Origin of the sequence: Pararhizobium qamdonense (assembly GCF_029277445.1) — a bacterium.
GTDB classification, from domain to species: domain Bacteria; phylum Pseudomonadota; class Alphaproteobacteria; order Rhizobiales; family Rhizobiaceae; genus Pararhizobium; species Pararhizobium qamdonense.
This window is the reverse complement of the sequence record NZ_CP119567.1, coordinates 218,626-235,649: the sequence shown is the minus strand read 5'-3', so window position 1 is coordinate 235,649 and position 17,024 is coordinate 218,626. Positions and strand designations below refer to the sequence as shown.

Here is a 17,024-nt window from a genome sequence, read left to right as displayed (position 1 = left end):
TTGCAGCTCAATGCAGCCTTGATGTAATCTATCAAAACACATCATATCTCTCATGAGAAAATGATGGTTTACCTCAGGAGAACCGATGAGCGGACGCCCGACCATTACCGATCTCGCCAATGCTGCAGGCGTCAGCGTCGCCACTGTCGATCGCGTTCTGAACGGCCGCCACAAGGTTCGGGAGGAAACCGCGCGGCGGGTTTACGATGCGGCCAAGGCGATCGGCTACCATGCCGTCAGCCTGTTGCGTCAGCGGGTCTTCGAGGATCTGCCGCAATATCGACTAGGCTTCATCCTGCAAAAGCCGAACCAGTATTTCTACCAGTCGATGACAAGGGAGATCGAAGCTGCGGCCCTGTCGGCGCCCGGCGTCCGCATCATTCCCCAGATCGACTATAATACGAGTGCGACACCGACGGCATTGACGGAAAAACTCAAGGCGGTGGCCGCCCGCAACCAGGCGGTGGCGCTTGTTTGCCCGGATTATCCGGCCGTGACGGCGGCGGTGGAAGACTTGCGGGAAAAGGGAATTCCCGTTTTCTCGCTTCTCTCCGATTTCGCCGCCGGCGTGCGTGAAGGCTATGTGGGGCTGAACAACCGCACGGTCGGGCGCACCGCCGCCTGGATGATCGCCAAGGCGGCGCGAAAGCCGGGCAAGGTCGCGACATTCATCGGCAGCCACCGTTTTCACGGCCATGAACTGCGCGAGATCGGTTTCCGGTCTTATTTCCGCGAGAACGCGCCAGACTTCGAGGTATTGGATACGCTGGTCAATCTGGACACTGCCGAGATTACCCATGAGGCAACCGTCCATCTCCTGCAGCGTCACCCCGATCTCATCGGCTTCTATGTCTGCGGCGGCGGCATGGAGGGTGCGATCACGGCGCTGGCGGAAGAGAAGCGTGCCGGAAAGCTGCTTGTGGTCGTCAACGAACTGACGCCGGAATCACGCGCAGCGCTGGCCGATGATCTGGTGACCATGGCGATATCAACACCCGCCGCCCCGATCGCCCGCGAACTGATCGGCCAGATGGTTGCCGCGATAGATCGCGGCATCGGCGGCGTTCCCGGTCAGACATTCTTGCCGTTCGATATTTTCACGCCGGAGAATATTTGACCGGCACAGCGCGGGAAATGATGGAATTCCCTCAAGACGTTTTCGCATTCTGTCACGAATGACAGGGAAATGGCGTCTTCCTCTTTGACTGTTCCGCAATAAGCTGCTGATCCTCCAGCCTCAGGGAGAGAGATTTTCATCCGGACCGCACGCGTGAAAAGCGTGCCGCCCGGCCCTCCCTGGCCCGTTCATTTCGCAGGAGGAACAGCAACCATGACCACTCTTTCATTCGCACTCAATCACATGACGGCTCCGGCATTATCGCCGGACGCGTTTTTCGGTCTAGCGGCATCGCTCGGCATTGAAGCCGTTGAAATTCGCAATGATCTCGATGGCAACGCCATCATCGACGGGACGCCGCCCAGTGAGATCAAGGCCTTGGCCGAAAAGCACGGGCTGACGATCATCTCGATCAATGCCTTGCAACGCTTCAATGAGTGGAACGAGGCCCGCGCCCGCGAAGCGCAGGAACTCATAACCTATGCGCGCGACTGTGGCGCCAAGGCGCTGGTTCTCGTGCCGGTGAACGACGGCAGCGGCCAGGCCGATGGCGAGCGCCAGGAAAACCTGCGCCAGGCGCTGACCGCGCTGAAGCCGATGCTGGAAGATGCAGGCATTACAGGTCTCGTCGAGCCGCTCGGGTTCGAAATCTGCTCGCTGCGGTCCAAAACCGAGGCCGTTGAGGCCATTCGCGCCGTTTCGGGGGAGAATCGGTTCAAAATCGTGCATGACACGTTCCATCATTATCTGGCAGGAGAAGAAAAATTCCATCCTGAAATGACCGGGCTGGTGCATATCTCCGGTGTCGCCGATCCGGATGTCACCGTGAACGCGATGCGCGATCCGCACCGCATCCTCGTTGATTCAACCGATCGGCTGGATAATGCCGGCCAGATCCGGAAACTGCGGGAAAACGGCTATCCCGGACCATTCTCGTTCGAGCCTTTCTCACCGGACGTCCATCAATCCACCGACATCCAGACAGCCATCCGGGAGAGTATGAACTTCCTTGCCGCCAAGGCGTAGGAGAACGGACGTTCACGCCGACGTTTTTGCAGGAATGCCGGATGGAACGCCCTTGACGATCCAATCATAAAATGGAATATGTATTCCGTATTAACAAACTATCGGTTTGTTTATTCTGTTTTGATGCAGAGCCGCCCGGGAGAGGCGGCATACGGGAATTGGGCGCCGCCGGGAATGGGGCGCCTCCGGCTTGTGGAGGGTGGTCGCCGGTCACCGTTTTGTGGAGGAACTACATCATGAAGAAAATGATTATGAGCGCAGCCCTGGCTGTGATGATGTCGACGGCGGCCCATGCCGAAACGGTCGGCGTATCGATGGCGCTGTTCGACGACAACTTCCTGACCGTCTTGCGCAACGGCATGCAGGATTATGCCAAGACGCTTGATGGCGTCACGCTGCAGGTCGAAGACGCGCAGAACGACGTTGCCAAGCAGCAGAGCCAGATCCAGAACTTCATTGCCGCCGGCGTCGATGCCATCGTCGTAAACCCGGTCGATACCGATGCGACTGCCGCTATGTCGAAGATTGCGGCCGATGCTGGCATTCCGCTGGTTTACGTCAATCGCGAGCCGATCAACATCGACACGCTCCCGGAAAAGCAGGCTTTCGTCGCATCCAACGAAGCCGAATCCGGCACGCTGCAGACCCAGGAAGTCTGCAAACTGCTCGGTGGCAAGGGCAAGGCCGTGGTCATGATGGGCGAGCTTTCCAACCAGGCCGCCCGCATGCGCACCAAGGACGTGCACGACGTTCTGGCAACCGACGCCTGCAAGGGCATCACCATCGTTGAAGAGCAGACGGCCAACTGGTCGCGGACCCAGGGTGCCGACCTGATGACCAACTGGCTTTCGGCCGGTCTGGAATTCGACGCCGTCATCGCCAACAATGACGAAATGGCGATTGGCGCCATTCAGGCACTGAAGGCCTCCGGCCGTCCGATGGACAAGGTCGTGATCGGCGGCGTTGATGCCACGCAGGATGCTCTTGCCGCCATGGGAGCAGGTGACCTCGACGTGACGGTGTTCCAGAACGCTGCCGGTCAGGGCAAGGGTGCGCTGGACGCAGCCTTGAAATTTGCCCGCGGCGAAACGGTCGAAAAGAAGGTTTATATTCCTTTCGAACTGGTGACCCCTGCCAACCTCAAGGACTATCAGGCCAAGAACTGAGCCTGATCACCGGGGCGCCCACAGGCGCCCCGGACTGCCCGGTCTCGTTGATGACGGGCGCATTGCGCAGCACAGCGAAACCTATGAAGAGACCGCGCCGCTTAAAGGCGCAGGTCCCGGCCAGACAAGGCGACAGGGAGGCATCACTACATGGTCAGTCCGACAACGATGGCAGCCGTACGTGCCAGTGGCGCCGTGCCCAATGCCGAATATCTTCTCGCTGTCGAAGGCGTACGCAAGGAATTTCCGGGCGTCGTGGCGCTGGATGACGTTTCGTTCCGGTTGAAGCGCGGCACGGTGCATGCGCTGATGGGGGAAAACGGCGCTGGCAAATCCACCTTGATGAAGATCCTCGCCGGCATCTACACGCCTGACAAGGGCGAGGTAAAATTCAAGGGTGTCGATATCCGGTTGAAATCACCGCTGGATGCGCTCGAAAACGGGATCGCCATGATCCATCAGGAACTCAACCTGATGCCCTTCATGACGGTCGCCGAAAATATCTGGATCCGCCGCGAGCCCCTCACCCGGCTGGGTTTTGTCGATCATGGCGAAATGAACCGCAAGACGGCTGACCTTTTCATGCGGCTGAACATCGCGCTCGATCCGCAGGCGGAAGTGCGCGACCTTTCGATCGCCAATCGCCAGATGGTCGAGATCGCCAAGGCCGTGTCCTACGAATCCGATGTTCTGATCATGGACGAGCCGACATCGGCGCTGACCGAGCGCGAAGTCGCCCATCTCTTCACCATCATCCGCGACCTGCGCAGCCAGGGCATCGGCATCGTCTACATCACCCACAAGATGAACGAGCTGTTCGAGATCGCCGACGAATTCTCGGTGTTTCGTGACGGCAAATATATCGGCACGCACGCCTCCACCGACGTGACCCGCGACGACATCATCAAGATGATGGTCGGCCGCGAAATCACCCAGATGTTCCCCAAGGAAGAGGTGCCGATCGGCGATGTCGTGCTGTCGGTGAAAGACCTCTGCCTGAAAGACGTCTTCCACGACGTATCCTTCGACGTGCGCGCCGGCGAAATCCTGGGCGTTGCCGGTCTTGTGGGTTCCGGCCGCTCGAATGTGGCGGAAACATTGTTCGGCGTGACGCCGGCAAGCTGGGGATCGATCGAGATCAACGGCAAGCCGGTAAAGATCGGTTCGCCGACGGAAGCGATCCGCAACCGCATGGCCTTCCTCACTGAAGACCGCAAGGATACCGGCTGTCTGCTGATCCTCGATGTGCTGGAAAACATGCAGATCGCCGTGTTGCAGGACAAGTTCGTCAAGATGGGCTTTGTCGATCAGAAGGCCGTGTCGGCACAATGCGAGGAGATGGCGCGCAAGCTGCGGGTCAAGACCCCGAACCTGCAGGAGCGCATCGAGAACCTCTCGGGCGGCAACCAGCAGAAGGCATTGATCGGCCGTTGGCTTTTGACCAATCCGCGCATCCTCATTCTGGACGAGCCGACGCGCGGCATCGATGTCGGCGCCAAGGCGGAAATTCACCGGCTGGTGACGGAACTCGCCCGCGACGGCGTTGCCGTCATCATGATCTCCTCGGAAATGCCGGAGGTTCTCGGCATGAGCGACCGCGTCATGGTGATGCATGAGGGCCGGGTCACAGGCTTCCTTGACCGGGCGGAAGCGACCCAGGTCAAGGTCATGGAACTTGCAGCGCAGTGATGGCGCGCTTTTAGAAATACCATCAGGGAGGACAGACATGAGCACCAAGATTGAAGCCTCGGCCGCAACGGCATCGTCGCCGGCCAGCAAGCGGCGCATCCCGCCGGAATTCAACATCTTCCTGGTGCTGATCGGCATCGCGCTGGTTTACGAGGTGCTTGGCTGGATCTTCATCGGCCAGAGCTTCCTGATGAACACCCAGCGGCTGACGATCATGATCCTGCAGGTGGCCGTCATCGGCATCATCGCCGTTGGCGTCACGCAGGTGATCATCACCGGTGGCATCGATCTTTCCTCCGGCTCCGTTGTCGGCGTCACGGCAATGATTGCCGCAAGCGTCGCCCAGGCTTCGACCTGGCCGCGTGCGCTTTATCCGGCCCTGACCGACCTGCCGGCCATCGTGCCGATCGGCCTGGGGCTCTGTGTCGGCCTGCTTGCCGGGTTGATCAACGGCTGGCTGATCGCCAAGACGAAGATACCCCCCTTCATCGCGACGCTGGGCATGATGGTTTCTGCGCGCGGCCTCTCGAAATGGTACACCAAGGGCCAGCCGGTTTCCGGTCTGACGGACCAGTTCAACTTCATCGGCACGGGCATCTGGCCGGTCATCGTCTTCCTCGTCGTCGCCCTCATCTTCCATATTGCCTTGCGCTACACCCGCTACGGCAAATTCACCTATGCAATCGGCGCCAATGTCCAGGCTGCCCGTGTTTCCGGCATCAATGTCGAGGCGCATCTGATCAAGGTCTATGCAATTGCCGGCATGCTTGCGGGCCTTGCCGGCGTCGTCACTGCGGCGCGTGCCCAGACCGCACAGGCCGGCATGGGCGTCATGTACGAATTGGACGCGATCGCAGCCACCGTGATCGGCGGCACGTCGCTTGCCGGCGGCGTCGGCCGCATCACCGGGACGGTTATCGGCACGGTCATCCTTGGCGTGATGACCTCCGGATTTACCTTCCTGCGGGTGGATGCCTATTACCAGGAAATCGTCAAAGGCATGATTATCGTCGCTGCTGTCGTCGTCGATGTCTACAGACAGAAAAAGCGCAAGACGGTCTGACGGGCTGCAGGATAATCGGTAAGGATAATCGACATGAAACCATTGGGCGTCGGCTTGATCGGTACGGGATATATGGGCAAGTGCCACGCGCTGGCCTGGAATGCGGTCAAAACCGTCTTCGGCGACGTGGCCCGCCCGCGCCTGGTTCATCTGGCGGAAGCCAATGCGGAACTTGCAAGCGTGCGCGCCGATGAGTTCGGCTTTGAAAAGGCAACGGCAGACTGGCGCCGCCTAATCGACGATCCGGAGGTCGATGTCGTCTCCGTCACCACGCCCAACCAGTTTCACGCTGAAATGGCCATTGCAGCCCTTGAAGCCGGCAAACATGTCTGGTGCGAAAAGCCGATGTCGCCGGGCTTTGCCGATGCTGAGCGCATGCTCAGAGCAGTTGAAGCTTCCGGCAGAATTGCCATCATGGGCTACAACTATATTCAGAACCCGATCCTGCGCCAGATGAAGACGCTGATCGATAACGGCGCGATCGGCACCGTCAACCATGTCCGCGCCGAGATGGACGAGGATTTCATGGCCGATCCCGAGGCGGCCTTTTACTGGAAGAGCGAGCGTTCGGCAGGCTATGGCGCACTGGATGATTTCGCGGTGCATCCGCTGTCATTGATCTGGTATCTCTTCGGCCATGTCCGCTCCGTCGTGACCGACATGGCAAAACCCTATGCCGACCGCCCCTTGCCGGATGGTGGCCGCCGCGCGGTGGAAAACCATGATGGTGCCAGCATCCTGATGCGGCTCGACCACGGCATTTCGGCCGTGCTCATGGCAAACCGCGCCGCCTGGGGCCGGAAAGGCCGCATCGCGCTACAGATCTTCGGGTCCAAGGGCTCGATCCTTTACGACCAGGAACGCATGAACGAGTTCGAACTCTACCAGTCCGGCGGCAATGCCACGCAACAGGGTTTTCAGCGCATCCTGACGGCACCTGTCCATGCACCCTACGGCCAGTTCATTCCTGCACCGGGGCATGGCCTCGGCTTCAACGACTTGAAAATCATCGAATGCCACGAACTGATTCGCGCCATCGCGGGCGAACCCTTTTCGGCGATCGACTTCAAGCAGGGCCTGCGCATCGAGCAGACCGTGCATGCCATGGCACGGTCGTTTGATGAAAAGAGCTGGATCACCGTCGGCGAAGGTTAAATCGGCACGTCACAGCGGGAAGTTGGCCAGGGCGGCGACAAAGCCGCCTCAGACAGTCACCGCAAAGACCGCGACGCAGTCGCCGGGCTTGACGAGGCCGGGAAAATGGCGTGCGCAAAGGAGGCCGTCCATCTTGGCACGGATTTCCACCGGCCGCTGGCCGGTGCGCCCGACAGCATGGATGAGCGCGACGGCCTCGCCTTTTTTGACGGCATCGCCCAGATCAAAACATGGCTCGACAAGACCGGCGTCTTCGGCAAAACAGAAGCAGTCGCCATCCGGCATGTCGAGCCACTGGGTCGGCGCCACCTCGGCTGAAACTTTCAGGATGCCTGCCTTTGCCAAAACGTTGCGGACGCCGCGCTTGGCAATCCCTGCACTTTTGGCCGTTGCGGTGCCGCCGCCACCCAATTCGGTGGTGATGAAGATCTTGCCCATCTCTTCCGCTGCGGTGTCGTACATCCCGACGGCATCGATCTCCAGCATCCGCATGGAATAGGGTGCGGAAAACGCCTCGACGAGTTCGAAGGAGCGCGCCTCCTGCTTCTTGTCGGACAGGACATGCGCGGCACAGAACGGCAGAAAGTCCAGCGTCCTGCCGCCGGAGTGGAAATCCAGCACGATATCGGCAAGGGGCAGAAGTTCGCGCTGGAAATAATCGGCGATCTTCTGGGTCACGGTACCATCGGGCCTGCCGGGAAAGCTCCGGTTGAGATTGCCCTTGTCGATCGGCGATGTCCGCGTGCCTGCCAGGAACGCGGGATAGTTCATCGCCGGAACAATGATGACGCGTCCCTGCACATCCTGCGCCTGCAATGTCTGCGCAAGATCAAACAGGGCAATCGGGCCCTCATATTCGTCGCCATGATTGCCGCCGGTGAGAAGGGCCGTCGGCCCCTCCCCGTTCTTGATGACCGTGACCGGGATCATCACCGAACCCCAGGCCGAATCGTCGCGGCTATAGGGGAGACGCAGGAAACCATGCTGGACGCCAACGGCCGAAAAATCGACCGTCGGCGTGATGGGGGATGGGCGCAGTCCGGTATCGTTCATGACCACTCAATCCTTGACGAACAGCTTGCGCGGAACGTTGGCAAGGCATTCGACGCCGGTGTCCGTGATCAGGATGCTCTCGGTGATCTCGAGCCCCATCGTTTCCAGCCACAGCCCTGTCATGAAATGAAAGGTCATGCCCGGTTTCAGCTCGGTGCGGTCGCCGGGACGCAGGCTCATGGTGCGCTCGCCCCAATCCGGCGGATAGGAAATACCGATGCCGTAGCCGGTGCGGTTGTCCTTGACGATGCCGTATTTCTTCAGGACTGCGAAGAAGCCATTGGCGATGTCCTCGCAGGTATTGCCAGGCTTTGCGGCTGCAAGTCCGGCCTCCATGCCTTCGAGCGTTGCCTTTTCCGCATCGAGAAAGTCCTGCGTCGGTTTGCCGAGAAAGACGGTCCGCGACAACGGCACATGGTAACGGTTGTAGCAGCCGGCGATCTCGAAGAAGGTGCCCTCGCCGCGCTTCATCGGTTTGTCATCCCAGGTGAGATGGGGCGCAGACGCATCGACGCCGGATGGCAGAAGCGGCACGATTGCGGGATAGTCGCCGCCGATACCATCGACGCCGCGCGTTCCGGCATCGTAGATTTCAGCGACCAGATCGCATTTGCGCATGCCGATCTCGATCTTGTCGAAGATGCGCTGGTGCATGCCTTCCACGATGCGGGCGGCATTGCGCATATATTTGATCTCGGTCTCGCTCTTCACGGCGCGCTGCCAATTCACAAGTGCCGTTGCATCGACGAAGCGGGCGTTTGGCAGATGCTTGACCAGGGCGGCGAAGGCGGCCGCCGAAAACCAGTAATTGTCCATCTCGACGCCGATGGTCAGCCGCTCATAGCCGCGCTCGGTCAGCTTGGCCGACAGATAATCCATCGGATGGCGTTCGGTCGATTGCACATAGTGGTCGGGATAACCGATGATATTCTCATGCTTCAGATAGGCCGTCAGCTTGGCGCCATTGGCGTCCTGCCCGCGGCCGTACCAGACCGGCTCTCCGTCCGGAGGAACGATGACCGCCTGATGCACATAGAACGACCAGCCGTCATAACCGGTCAGCCATGCCATATTGGAGGGGTCGCTGCAGATCAAAAGGTCGATGCCCTTGGCCTCCATGGCCTTGCGCGTCTTGGCGAGCCGCGTTTCATATTCCCCAAGGGAAAATTTGAGGTTCGGTTGGGTCATGTTTCTCCCACATTCTCCGGTCTTTGCCGGTCTCAACTTTCAAATGGCGTGCCCGCGCCGGCAAGGCCGGCACGAGCGAAGGCGAGTGTTGCGATGGCCGTGTCCTGAATGCCGGTCCCGGTGAGATCGGCGATGGTGACTTGGCTGGTTGCGGTGCGTCCCGGCTTGAGGCCGGCGATGATCTGCCCAAGCTCGGGAAAATCCGCAGCCGCCGGGACAACACCGGTTTTGATGGCATGGTGCAATTCACCGAGCAGCCGGGTCTGCGTGAGACGATCGGCAACATAGAGACCGGATGCGGCAATGGCCGCCGGGTCGATCTCGTTCTTGTGTTCGGCATCCGATCCCATTGCCGTGATGTGCTGGCCGGCTTCCAGCCATCCGGCTTTCAGGATCGGCGTTTCAGACGGTGTCGTGGTGACGGCAATATCGGCTCCGGACATGGCCTGATGCGGATCGGCCATTGCGACAACCCTGATGCCCAGCGCGCCGGTCAGGTCGGCAGCCGTTGTTTCGGCCTTCGCCCGGTCGCGCGCCCAGATCCGGGCTTCCCGGATCGGCCGCACCAAGGTCAGCGCCTGCAATTGCAGCCGGGCCTGCACGCCGGCACCGAAGATCGCGGCAACCTGCGCGTCCGGCCTCGACAAGTATTTGGCCGCGACGGCGCCGGCTGCGGCAGTGCGCACATCGGTCAGATATCCATTGTCGAGCAGCAGCGCCTGCACGAGGCCTGTTTTTGCCGAAAGAAGGACCATCATGCCATTGGTGCTGGGAAGGCCGATCGACGGATTGTTGAAGAAGCCGGGGCTGATCTTGATGGCAAAGCCATCAAGGCCGGGCACATAGGCGGTCTTCACATCCACTTCGCCGCGATGCTCGGGAATGTCGAGCCTAAGGATCGGCGGCATCGCCACATCCTTGGTCGCAAGCGCCCGGAAGGCATCTTCCACGCAGGTTATGGCATCCATATCCAGTGTCACGACGGATCGCAGATCCGCTTCCGTCAGAATGATCATCCGGCTCATGCGGCAACCTCCGCAGGCAAGAAAGATGCGCCGCTGATGATGCGGCGATGCAGTCCCATATCGATATTCCGGCCGGACAGGATGGCGACGATCGCGCCGGCCGATGTCACCCGTCCAGACAGAAGTGCGGCGATGCCGACCGCGCCGGCGCCTTCCAGGATCTCGCGTTCGGCGGCATAGGCGTGGCGTAAACCGGCGGCGATCTCGTCCTCGGTGAGGAGGATAACGTCGTCCAGCAGGTCGCGGCACATGGCAAAGGTCAGCGCATTGTGAAGTCCGATACCGCCACCCAGCGAATCCGCCAGGCTCGGCAGTTCCTCGACCTGAACCGGATGCCCGGCATCAAGGCTTGCCTTCATCGCAGCCCCGCGCTCCATGGTGAGCCCGATGACTCTTGTCTTTGGGCGCAGGCCCTTCACCGCCGCAGCTACGCCGGCGGCGAGACCGCCTCCCGATAACGGCACGAGAACCGTGTCCGCCTCGGGCACCTGTTCCATGATCTCAAGCCCCAGCGTTCCCTGCCCGGCGATGACCGAAGAATGATCGAAGGGCGGCACCATGATCATGCCCTTGTCCGCAACCAGCCGATCGACCTCATCCTGCGCTTCGTCCTGCGAATTGCCGACGATGCGGACATCCGCTCCGAGCCTGCGGATTTCCGAAATCTTGTTCTCCGGCACCAGGCGCGACATGCAGATCGTTGCGACCGCACCCTGCATCTTTGCCGCATGCGCCAGTGCCCGGCCGTGATTGCCGGTGGAGGCTGCGACGACGCCCGATGCTCGCTCAGCCGGTGTCAGCGACAGGATCGCATTGCTGGCACCGCGCAGTTTGAAGCTGCCGGTAATCTGCTGATGCTCGAGCTTGAGATGGACGGGAACGCCTGCCAGCTCGCCAAGGGAAGCGGATTGCGCCATCGGCGTGTGCAGGATTTGGCCGCAAATGCGGGCGGCGGCGGCACGGATATCATCCAGTGAAATGAAGGGTTGCTGCATGCCGTCAGCCTTCCGCATAGGGCTTGTTCATGAGAAGCCCAAGCTCGGGGCCCGCGTCCGTGTCGCCGCAGAGCCGCAGGCATGCCCAGGCTGTTGCCAGATTGCTGCTGACCACCGGCTTTCCAAGGGCTTTTTCGATCCGGGGCACGGCCTCTGCCGCACGAACGGCGGTACAGGAGATAAAGAGCGCATCGGATTCCGGTGCCATGGCTTCTGCGGCAAAGGCGGCGATCTCGTCATGCGGGATGCGCGCCATGTCCCGGTCATCGGAAAGCCCAAGGCAAGTGAAGCGGTCGATCTCAAAACCAAGATCGGCGAAGTAAGCCGCCATCGGCGCGCTGGTTTCGGCGGTATAGGGTGTCAGTACCGAAATCCGTTTTGCGCCGAGAGCCTTCAGTCCACTGACAGCCGCAGCCGTCGGCGTGACGACGGGAACACCGGGCTTTGCAGACTGCACAGCAGCCTCGATCTGCGCATCGCCGATAACGACGGAAGCAGACGTGCAGGAATACATGACCACGTCGAGCGTCTCGCCGGGCAGGATCAGGGCCGCGCCGGCGCTCAGCAACGGCTGCATCTTCATCAGGTTTTCCGGCGTCACCGGATTGGCATAGGGAATGCGGGTGACATAGACGCCAATCCGGTTGCTGGCGACCATACGCTGGAAATCGACCTCGGTCGTATGGTCCGTCGCCAGGATGATCAGGCCGATGCGTTTCGGCAGCTGGCGATCGTCCAGGCGGGGCGCCCGGCTTGCCGTTTGGATTTTGATCTCCGTCTTGCTCATCGTTCATCCACCCGGGCAAACCGCTCTTCCAGGAAACGCAGCGCGACCACCGAGATCAGGCTGATGACGAGGAAGAACACGCCGACCATGGTGATCGGCTCGATATAGCGATAGCTGCTATTGGCGACGCTCTTTGCCTGGTTCATCAGTTCCAGCACGGTGATGGCCGAGAGCAGCGGCGTCTCCTTGAACATGGCGATGAAATAATTGGCGAGCGCCGGGATCATCGGCGGGATCGCCTGCGGCAGCACGACATGAACCCATGTCTGCCGGATGCTGAGATTGGTGGCGCGCGCTGCCTCCCACTGGCCGCGCGGCACATTGTCGATGCCCGCCCGGTAAACCTCGGCCGCATAGGTGCCGTAGTGGATGCCAAGACCAATGACACCGGCAGTCAGCGGCGACAGGCGGATGCCGATATCCGGCAGCACGTAGAAAATGAAATAGAGCTGCACCAGAAGCGGCGTCCCGCGAATGAAATCCGCCAGAAGGCCAACCGGCCGCGAGATAAGACGATTGGGCGAGCGTCTGGCAATCGCCAGCACCAGGCCAACGACAGCGGCGACGATCGCGCCCAGCACGGTCGCAAGGATGGTGATCTTCAGCCCTTCGAGAAGGGTCGGCATGATCTGCCAAACGAATGCCCAATCCCATTCCATGATCAGACCCTCACCCCGTCAAGACCACGCGACGCGCGGCGCTCCAACCAGCGGATGCCGGCGGAAATGGCCATGGCCATGGCGAAATAGAGGATCAGAATGGTCGCGAACGGGATCAGCGTGCTGCCGGTCTGCGCCCTGACCACCTGCGCCTGAAACGTCATGTCCGTCAGCGAGATCAACGAGACGACGGCGGTGCCCTTCAATAGCTCGATGGCATTGTTGCCGAAGGTTGGCAGCATCAGCGGCAATGCCTGGGGTAAAATGATATGCCGCATCCGGTGATAGCGGCCAAGGTTGAGAGCAACGCAGGCCTCGTGCTGTTCGCGGCCGATGGCCCGCACGGCCCCGCGCACAACCTCTGCACCATAGGCGCCGACATTCAGCCCCAGAGCCAGAACACCCGCCTGCAAGGGCGTCAGCGTGATGCCGGCAAATGGCAGCACGAAATAGGCCCAGAACAGCTGCACGAAGATCGAGGTTCCGCGAAAGAACTCGATATAGACAGTGGCGAGCGCGCGCACGCCGGCAAAACGTGACAGCCGGCCAAGCCCTGCGGCAAACGCCATGACCAGCGCCAGCGCGGAGCCCATGACCGTCAATTCGATGGTCACCAGCGCGCCTTGCAATATCAGTCCAATGTAGCCGGACCAGTCGATCATCTTGCCTTCTCTGCAGTTGCCACGGCTTCTGGGAATGCCGCATGACCTGTCTTTGTGACGGAGCGGGATGCGCACCCGTCGTCACATATCGTCACCAATTGTCTCGTTTGGGGGGAGAACGGCGCATGCCATCCTCCCCTCAGCGATTACTGCGCAGCCGCGCAGAGCTTTTCACGCGTCGTCGACATCGCCGCCGCAGCCGAGAAACCATAGGGCTCGATGAGCTTGGCGAACTCGCCGGATTCCTTCAGCTTTGCCAGCTCGACGTCGAAGGCGTCGCGCAGTGCCTCGTCGCCCTTCTTGAAGGCGGCGCCATCGCAATAGACCGGCGCACCCTGGACCGGCGCGATGACCTCGAGGTTCGGATCGTTGGCCTTCTTGACAAGATCGTTGATCGACAGGACCGGCAGCGAATAGGCGTCGATGCGGCCGTCCTGCAGCATTTTCAGGCCGCTCTGGCCGTCGGGCACGACGATGACGCGGTCGCGCGGCACGCCGGCTTCCAGCGCCAGCTTTTCTTCCGTGCCGCCGCCTGGCGCGCCGATCGTGGCGGATTGGTCCTTGGCAACATCCGCATAGCTCTTGAAGGCTTTGGGATTGCCCTTTTTCACCAGCATCGCTTCCGCATCGCACAGAACCGGCTCGGAATAGGCAACGGCTGCGCAGCGCTCCGGCTTCATGAACAGACCGGCGGTGACGGCATCGTGGCGGCCGGCCTGAAGACCGGGGATCATCGCGCCATATTCCGAAATCGAGGCGACGACATCCGGCACGCCGAGGCGCTTGAAGACTTCGCGGGCCACATCGGGGGCAGCCCCTGACACCTTGCCGTCGGCGCCGACAGCCGTGAAAGGCGGCTCGTTGGCAATGGCGATGCGGGCAAAGCCCTGTGCCTTCAGCGCCTCCAGCTTGGCATCGTCGGCATGTGCCGGGACTGTAGCAAGACCAGCCATCAACGCCGTGGCGCCGGCTGCCATCGTCATGAAATACGTCGCTCTCATTGTTCCAACTCCTCTGGATTTTTCCATTTTTATCGGAGGCATTGTCTGATCGCCGCAGCGGTCAGACGCGGTGCCCCGCCGCGATGATCTTGCGCAGGAAGCTTTGCGTGCGCTCCTGCCTGGGATTACGGAATATGTCGTCCGGCTTGCCTTCCTCGACGATCTTTCCCTTGTCGAAAAACAGGACGCGATCGGCGAAATCATGGGCAAAGCCCATTTCGTGGGTGACGAGCAGCATGGTCATATCGGTCTCGACCGCGAGCCTCCTCATGACATTCAACACTTCCTCGACCAATTCCGGATCAAGCGCCGAGGTCACCTCGTCAAACAGCATGATCTTCGGCGAAAGCGCCAAGGCACGGGCGATGGCAACACGCTGCTTCTGTCCGCCGGACAATTGCGCGGGCATGCTCTTTGCCTTGTCGGCCATGCCCACCATGTCGAGAAGCTCCATCGCCCGCGCCTCGGCAGCAGCCCTTGGCACGCCCTTGGTCAGCATCGGCGCCAGGGTGATATTGTCGAGCACGCATTTATGCGGAAACAGGTTGAAGTGCTGGAAGACCATGCCGATCTTTTCGCGCATCTTCTGCAGGTGCTTTTCATCGGCATCCGTAAGACTGCCGGCTTTGCGCATATGATAAAGCTGATCGCCATCGACCTCGATATGGCCGCCGTTGATTTTTTCCAGCGTCATGAGGATGCGCAGGATGGTGGTCTTTCCCGAACCGGACGGGCCGATCAATGCCAGCTTCTCGCCGGGCATGACATCCATCGACAGACCGTCAAGCACGGTCAGCGGCCCGTAGGTCTTGGTGATGTTGTCGATGCGGATCATGGGCGAAGGCATGCAGATCTCTTCCTGTTGAGACGAGCGATGCCTAACGATGACGAGCCTATCAAATCATGTCAATTGTCAAAATAATCTCATGACAATTATTCTTTGCCTGCCCATTTGACAGGCGCAACTATCAGATCGCAAGCAGCAGAGCTTCCGGATTTCCATGCGCCAGCGACGCAACGATGCCAAGCCCCGTGCGCAACTCGGCCTCGGTTGTCGAGCCGAGCGAAATGCGCACGGCGGGTGCACGGCCATGGTCGGCCGTCTGGAAGGATGCGCCCGGAGCGATCGCCACCCCGCGCAGACGCGCCTGCGCCACGAACCCCTCTTCGGTGTGCTGGCAGGTCAGCGGCAGCCAGATATGCAGGCTTTGCGGGTGGGAATGGTAGAAGAGTGCCCCCAAGGCCTCGGTCGCAATCTCGTGACGCCGCGCCAGCGCCCGGCGCTGCCAGTTCACCAATTCCATCGCCGTGCCGTTGCTGACCCAGCGCGTGGCGATCTCGGCAATCGCCGGCGTTGCCATCCAGTTGGAGACGAGGTGCCGGTTGGCGACTGCGGCGACATAGCGGTCTGGCGCAACGAGATACCCGATGCGCAGGCCCGGCACGGTGATCTTGGTGAAACTCGTGACGTAAAGCGTGCGCTCGGGCGCAAAGGTTTGCAGCGGCGGCGGCCGATTTTCGACCAGGGGGCCGAGGATATCGTTCTCGATGATGGCAATGTCATGCCGGGCCGCAACGGCCGCCAGCGCTTGGCGCCTCTCAATGCTCATCAGCGTCGCCGTCGGATTGACCACCGAAGGCTGCAGGAAAACGGCGCGGATGGGGCCTTTCCGGCACGCCTCGTCCAGAGCTTCCGGGATCATGCCATCGTCATCGATCGCCAGACCTTCCAGGTGAATGCCCAGATAGGTCGAGAGCGGCACCAGCGTGTGGTGGCTGATTGCCTCGGTCGCAACCGTCGATCCTGGCGGTGCAACGCTCATCAGGGCGACGGTCATGCCGGACGTGGCACCATTGGTCAGATTGACGTTGAGCGGCGAAACCTCCAGCCCGCATTGCGCCAGCCATTCAGCCGCCACCGCCCGATGGCGTGGAAACACCATATTCGGCCGGAACGACAGCGCCGAACTCGACGGCAAGTTTTCCGCCAGCCAGCCAAAGGCTTCGCGCATCCGCTCAAGATGGATTTGCTCGCAGACCGGTTTCAGGATCGACAGGTCGATGAGTTCGCCCAGCCGTTCCGGCAGATAGGGCGGCTCTGGCTCTTTCGGCTGGGTCTGGACGAAGCTGCCGCGTCCGATCTCCCCGGCGATCATGCCGCGGCGGATGAGTTCGTCATAGGCGCGGCTGACCGTCTGGATCGACAGCGTCAGATCTTCCGCCAGCTTTCTGTGCGTCGGCAATCGCTCGCCATTCACCAGCTTGCCGTCATGAATGGCATTGGCAATCTGCTCGGCAAGCGAGAGATAGGCCGGCCGGCGGAGCTGCTGCGGATCGGGACGCCAATTTGTCATGATTTGACATTGATAAAATTCAGGTCAATTGACAATCCAAAAATTGCATTCTGCATCCGGATTTCATAGGCTTTGCCATGATAA

General features: G+C 60.7%; 16 protein-coding genes. 6 read left to right on the top strand and 10 right to left on the bottom strand.

Features of this window, described 5'->3' with window-relative positions; all coding sequences use genetic code 11:
- The first annotated feature begins 85 nt into the window (after nt 1-85).
- From PYR65_RS22370 to PYR65_RS22345, 6 genes are all read left to right on the top strand, one after another.
- Nucleotides 86-1,117 carry a LacI family DNA-binding transcriptional regulator gene (locus PYR65_RS22370; protein ID WP_276121640.1) on the top strand — a complete coding sequence of 344 codons (1,032 nt, stop codon included), beginning with the start codon at nt 86-88 and terminating at the stop codon, nt 1,115-1,117.
- A 213-nt stretch (nt 1,118-1,330) separates the two neighbouring features.
- Nucleotides 1,331-2,143 (top strand): TIM barrel protein, encoded by an 813-nt coding sequence (locus PYR65_RS22365; RefSeq protein WP_276121639.1) that lies wholly within the window; start codon nt 1,331-1,333, stop codon nt 2,141-2,143.
- Between the two features lie 236 nt (nt 2,144-2,379).
- A complete protein-coding gene (locus PYR65_RS22360) occupies nt 2,380-3,309 on the top strand; it encodes a sugar ABC transporter substrate-binding protein (protein WP_060636779.1) in 930 nt (309 codons plus the stop codon).
- Between the two features lie 150 nt (nt 3,310-3,459).
- A complete protein-coding gene (locus PYR65_RS22355; protein WP_276121638.1) occupies nt 3,460-4,998 on the top strand; it encodes a sugar ABC transporter ATP-binding protein in 1,539 nt (512 codons plus the stop codon).
- 37 nt (nt 4,999-5,035) lie between these two features.
- Nucleotides 5,036-6,061 (top strand): ABC transporter permease, encoded by a 1,026-nt coding sequence (locus tag PYR65_RS22350; protein WP_060636782.1) that lies wholly within the window; start codon nt 5,036-5,038, stop codon nt 6,059-6,061.
- A gap of 33 nt (nt 6,062-6,094) precedes the next feature.
- On the top strand, nt 6,095-7,216 hold the full coding sequence (locus PYR65_RS22345; RefSeq protein ID WP_276121637.1) for a Gfo/Idh/MocA family protein: 1,122 nt from the start codon (nt 6,095-6,097) through the stop codon (nt 7,214-7,216).
- A 48-nt stretch (nt 7,217-7,264) separates the two neighbouring features.
- Here PYR65_RS22345 and doeB read toward each other — a convergent pair whose 3' ends face one another.
- From doeB to ehuR, 10 genes are all read right to left on the bottom strand, one after another.
- Nucleotides 7,265-8,269: a N(2)-acetyl-L-2,4-diaminobutanoate deacetylase DoeB gene (gene doeB / locus PYR65_RS22340; protein WP_276121636.1), complete on the bottom strand. Its 1,005-nt coding sequence runs from the start codon at nt 8,267-8,269 to the stop codon at nt 7,265-7,267.
- A 6-nt stretch (nt 8,270-8,275) separates the two neighbouring features.
- Nucleotides 8,276-9,457, bottom strand: coding sequence for an ectoine hydrolase DoeA (gene doeA / locus PYR65_RS22335; RefSeq protein ID WP_276121635.1), 1,182 nt, complete (start codon nt 9,455-9,457; stop codon nt 8,276-8,278).
- 32 nt (nt 9,458-9,489) lie between these two features.
- The gene (gene eutC / locus PYR65_RS22330; protein WP_276121634.1) at nt 9,490-10,482 is read right to left on the bottom strand and encodes an ectoine utilization protein EutC; all 993 of its coding nucleotides are present in this window, start codon (nt 10,480-10,482) and stop codon (nt 9,490-9,492) included.
- On the bottom strand, nt 10,479-11,477 hold the full coding sequence (gene eutB / locus PYR65_RS22325; RefSeq protein WP_276121633.1) for a hydroxyectoine utilization dehydratase EutB: 999 nt from the start codon (nt 11,475-11,477) through the stop codon (nt 10,479-10,481). Before eutB ends, eutC begins: the two co-directional genes overlap by 4 nt.
- 4 nt (nt 11,478-11,481) lie before the next feature.
- The gene (eutA, locus tag PYR65_RS22320; protein WP_276121632.1) at nt 11,482-12,264 is read right to left on the bottom strand and encodes an ectoine utilization protein EutA; all 783 of its coding nucleotides are present in this window, start codon (nt 12,262-12,264) and stop codon (nt 11,482-11,484) included.
- Entirely contained in the window at nt 12,261-12,923 is a 663-nt protein-coding gene (gene ehuD / locus PYR65_RS22315; RefSeq protein WP_276121631.1) for an ectoine/hydroxyectoine ABC transporter permease subunit EhuD, read from the bottom strand. Before ehuD ends, eutA begins: the two co-directional genes overlap by 4 nt.
- Nucleotides 12,924-12,925: 2 nt before the next feature.
- On the bottom strand, nt 12,926-13,585 hold the full coding sequence (gene ehuC / locus PYR65_RS22310; protein WP_276121630.1) for an ectoine/hydroxyectoine ABC transporter permease subunit EhuC: 660 nt from the start codon (nt 13,583-13,585) through the stop codon (nt 12,926-12,928).
- Nucleotides 13,586-13,731: 146 nt separating this feature from the next.
- On the bottom strand, nt 13,732-14,568 hold the full coding sequence (ehuB, locus tag PYR65_RS22305) for an ectoine/hydroxyectoine ABC transporter substrate-binding protein EhuB (RefSeq protein ID WP_407951359.1): 837 nt from the start codon (nt 14,566-14,568) through the stop codon (nt 13,732-13,734).
- A gap of 79 nt (nt 14,569-14,647) precedes the next feature.
- A complete protein-coding gene (ehuA, locus tag PYR65_RS22300; RefSeq protein ID WP_060636799.1) occupies nt 14,648-15,433 on the bottom strand; it encodes an ectoine/hydroxyectoine ABC transporter ATP-binding protein EhuA in 786 nt (261 codons plus the stop codon).
- Between the two features lie 121 nt (nt 15,434-15,554).
- Nucleotides 15,555-16,940: a MocR-like ectoine utilization transcription factor EhuR gene (gene ehuR, locus PYR65_RS22295; protein ID WP_060636801.1), complete on the bottom strand. Its 1,386-nt coding sequence runs from the start codon at nt 16,938-16,940 to the stop codon at nt 15,555-15,557.
- Nucleotides 16,941-17,024: the final 84 nt, after the last annotated feature.

What these genes read in the sequence shown, in the direction of transcription:
- PYR65_RS22350 (WP_060636782.1), top strand. Translation starts at nt 5,036, where the DNA reads ATGAGCACCAAGATTGAAGCCTCGGCCGCAACGGCATCGTCGCCGGCC.
- PYR65_RS22345 (WP_276121637.1), top strand. Translation starts at nt 6,095, where the DNA reads ATGAAACCATTGGGCGTCGGCTTGATCGGTACGGGATATATGGGCAAG.
- PYR65_RS22355 (WP_276121638.1), top strand. Translation starts at nt 3,460, where the DNA reads ATGGTCAGTCCGACAACGATGGCAGCCGTACGTGCCAGTGGCGCCGTG.
- ehuR (WP_060636801.1), bottom strand. Translation starts at nt 16,940, where the DNA reads ATGACAAATTGGCGTCCCGATCCGCAGCAGCTCCGCCGGCCGGCCTAT.
- doeB (WP_276121636.1), bottom strand. Translation starts at nt 8,269, where the DNA reads ATGAACGATACCGGACTGCGCCCATCCCCCATCACGCCGACGGTCGAT.
- ehuA (WP_060636799.1), bottom strand. Translation starts at nt 15,433, where the DNA reads ATGCCTTCGCCCATGATCCGCATCGACAACATCACCAAGACCTACGGG.
- PYR65_RS22370 (WP_276121640.1), top strand. Translation starts at nt 86, where the DNA reads ATGAGCGGACGCCCGACCATTACCGATCTCGCCAATGCTGCAGGCGTC.
- ehuB (WP_407951359.1), bottom strand. Translation starts at nt 14,568, where the DNA reads ATGACGATGGCAGCCGGCGCCACGGCGTTGATGGCTGGTCTTGCTACA.
- doeA (WP_276121635.1), bottom strand. Translation starts at nt 9,457, where the DNA reads ATGACCCAACCGAACCTCAAATTTTCCCTTGGGGAATATGAAACGCGG.
- ehuC (WP_276121630.1), bottom strand. Translation starts at nt 13,585, where the DNA reads ATGATCGACTGGTCCGGCTACATTGGACTGATATTGCAAGGCGCGCTG.
- PYR65_RS22360 (WP_060636779.1), top strand. Translation starts at nt 2,380, where the DNA reads ATGAAGAAAATGATTATGAGCGCAGCCCTGGCTGTGATGATGTCGACG.
- PYR65_RS22365 (WP_276121639.1), top strand. Translation starts at nt 1,331, where the DNA reads ATGACCACTCTTTCATTCGCACTCAATCACATGACGGCTCCGGCATTA.
- eutA (WP_276121632.1), bottom strand. Translation starts at nt 12,264, where the DNA reads ATGAGCAAGACGGAGATCAAAATCCAAACGGCAAGCCGGGCGCCCCGC.
- eutC (WP_276121634.1), bottom strand. Translation starts at nt 10,482, where the DNA reads ATGAGCCGGATGATCATTCTGACGGAAGCGGATCTGCGATCCGTCGTG.
- eutB (WP_276121633.1), bottom strand. Translation starts at nt 11,477, where the DNA reads ATGCAGCAACCCTTCATTTCACTGGATGATATCCGTGCCGCCGCCGCC.
- ehuD (WP_276121631.1), bottom strand. Translation starts at nt 12,923, where the DNA reads ATGGAATGGGATTGGGCATTCGTTTGGCAGATCATGCCGACCCTTCTC.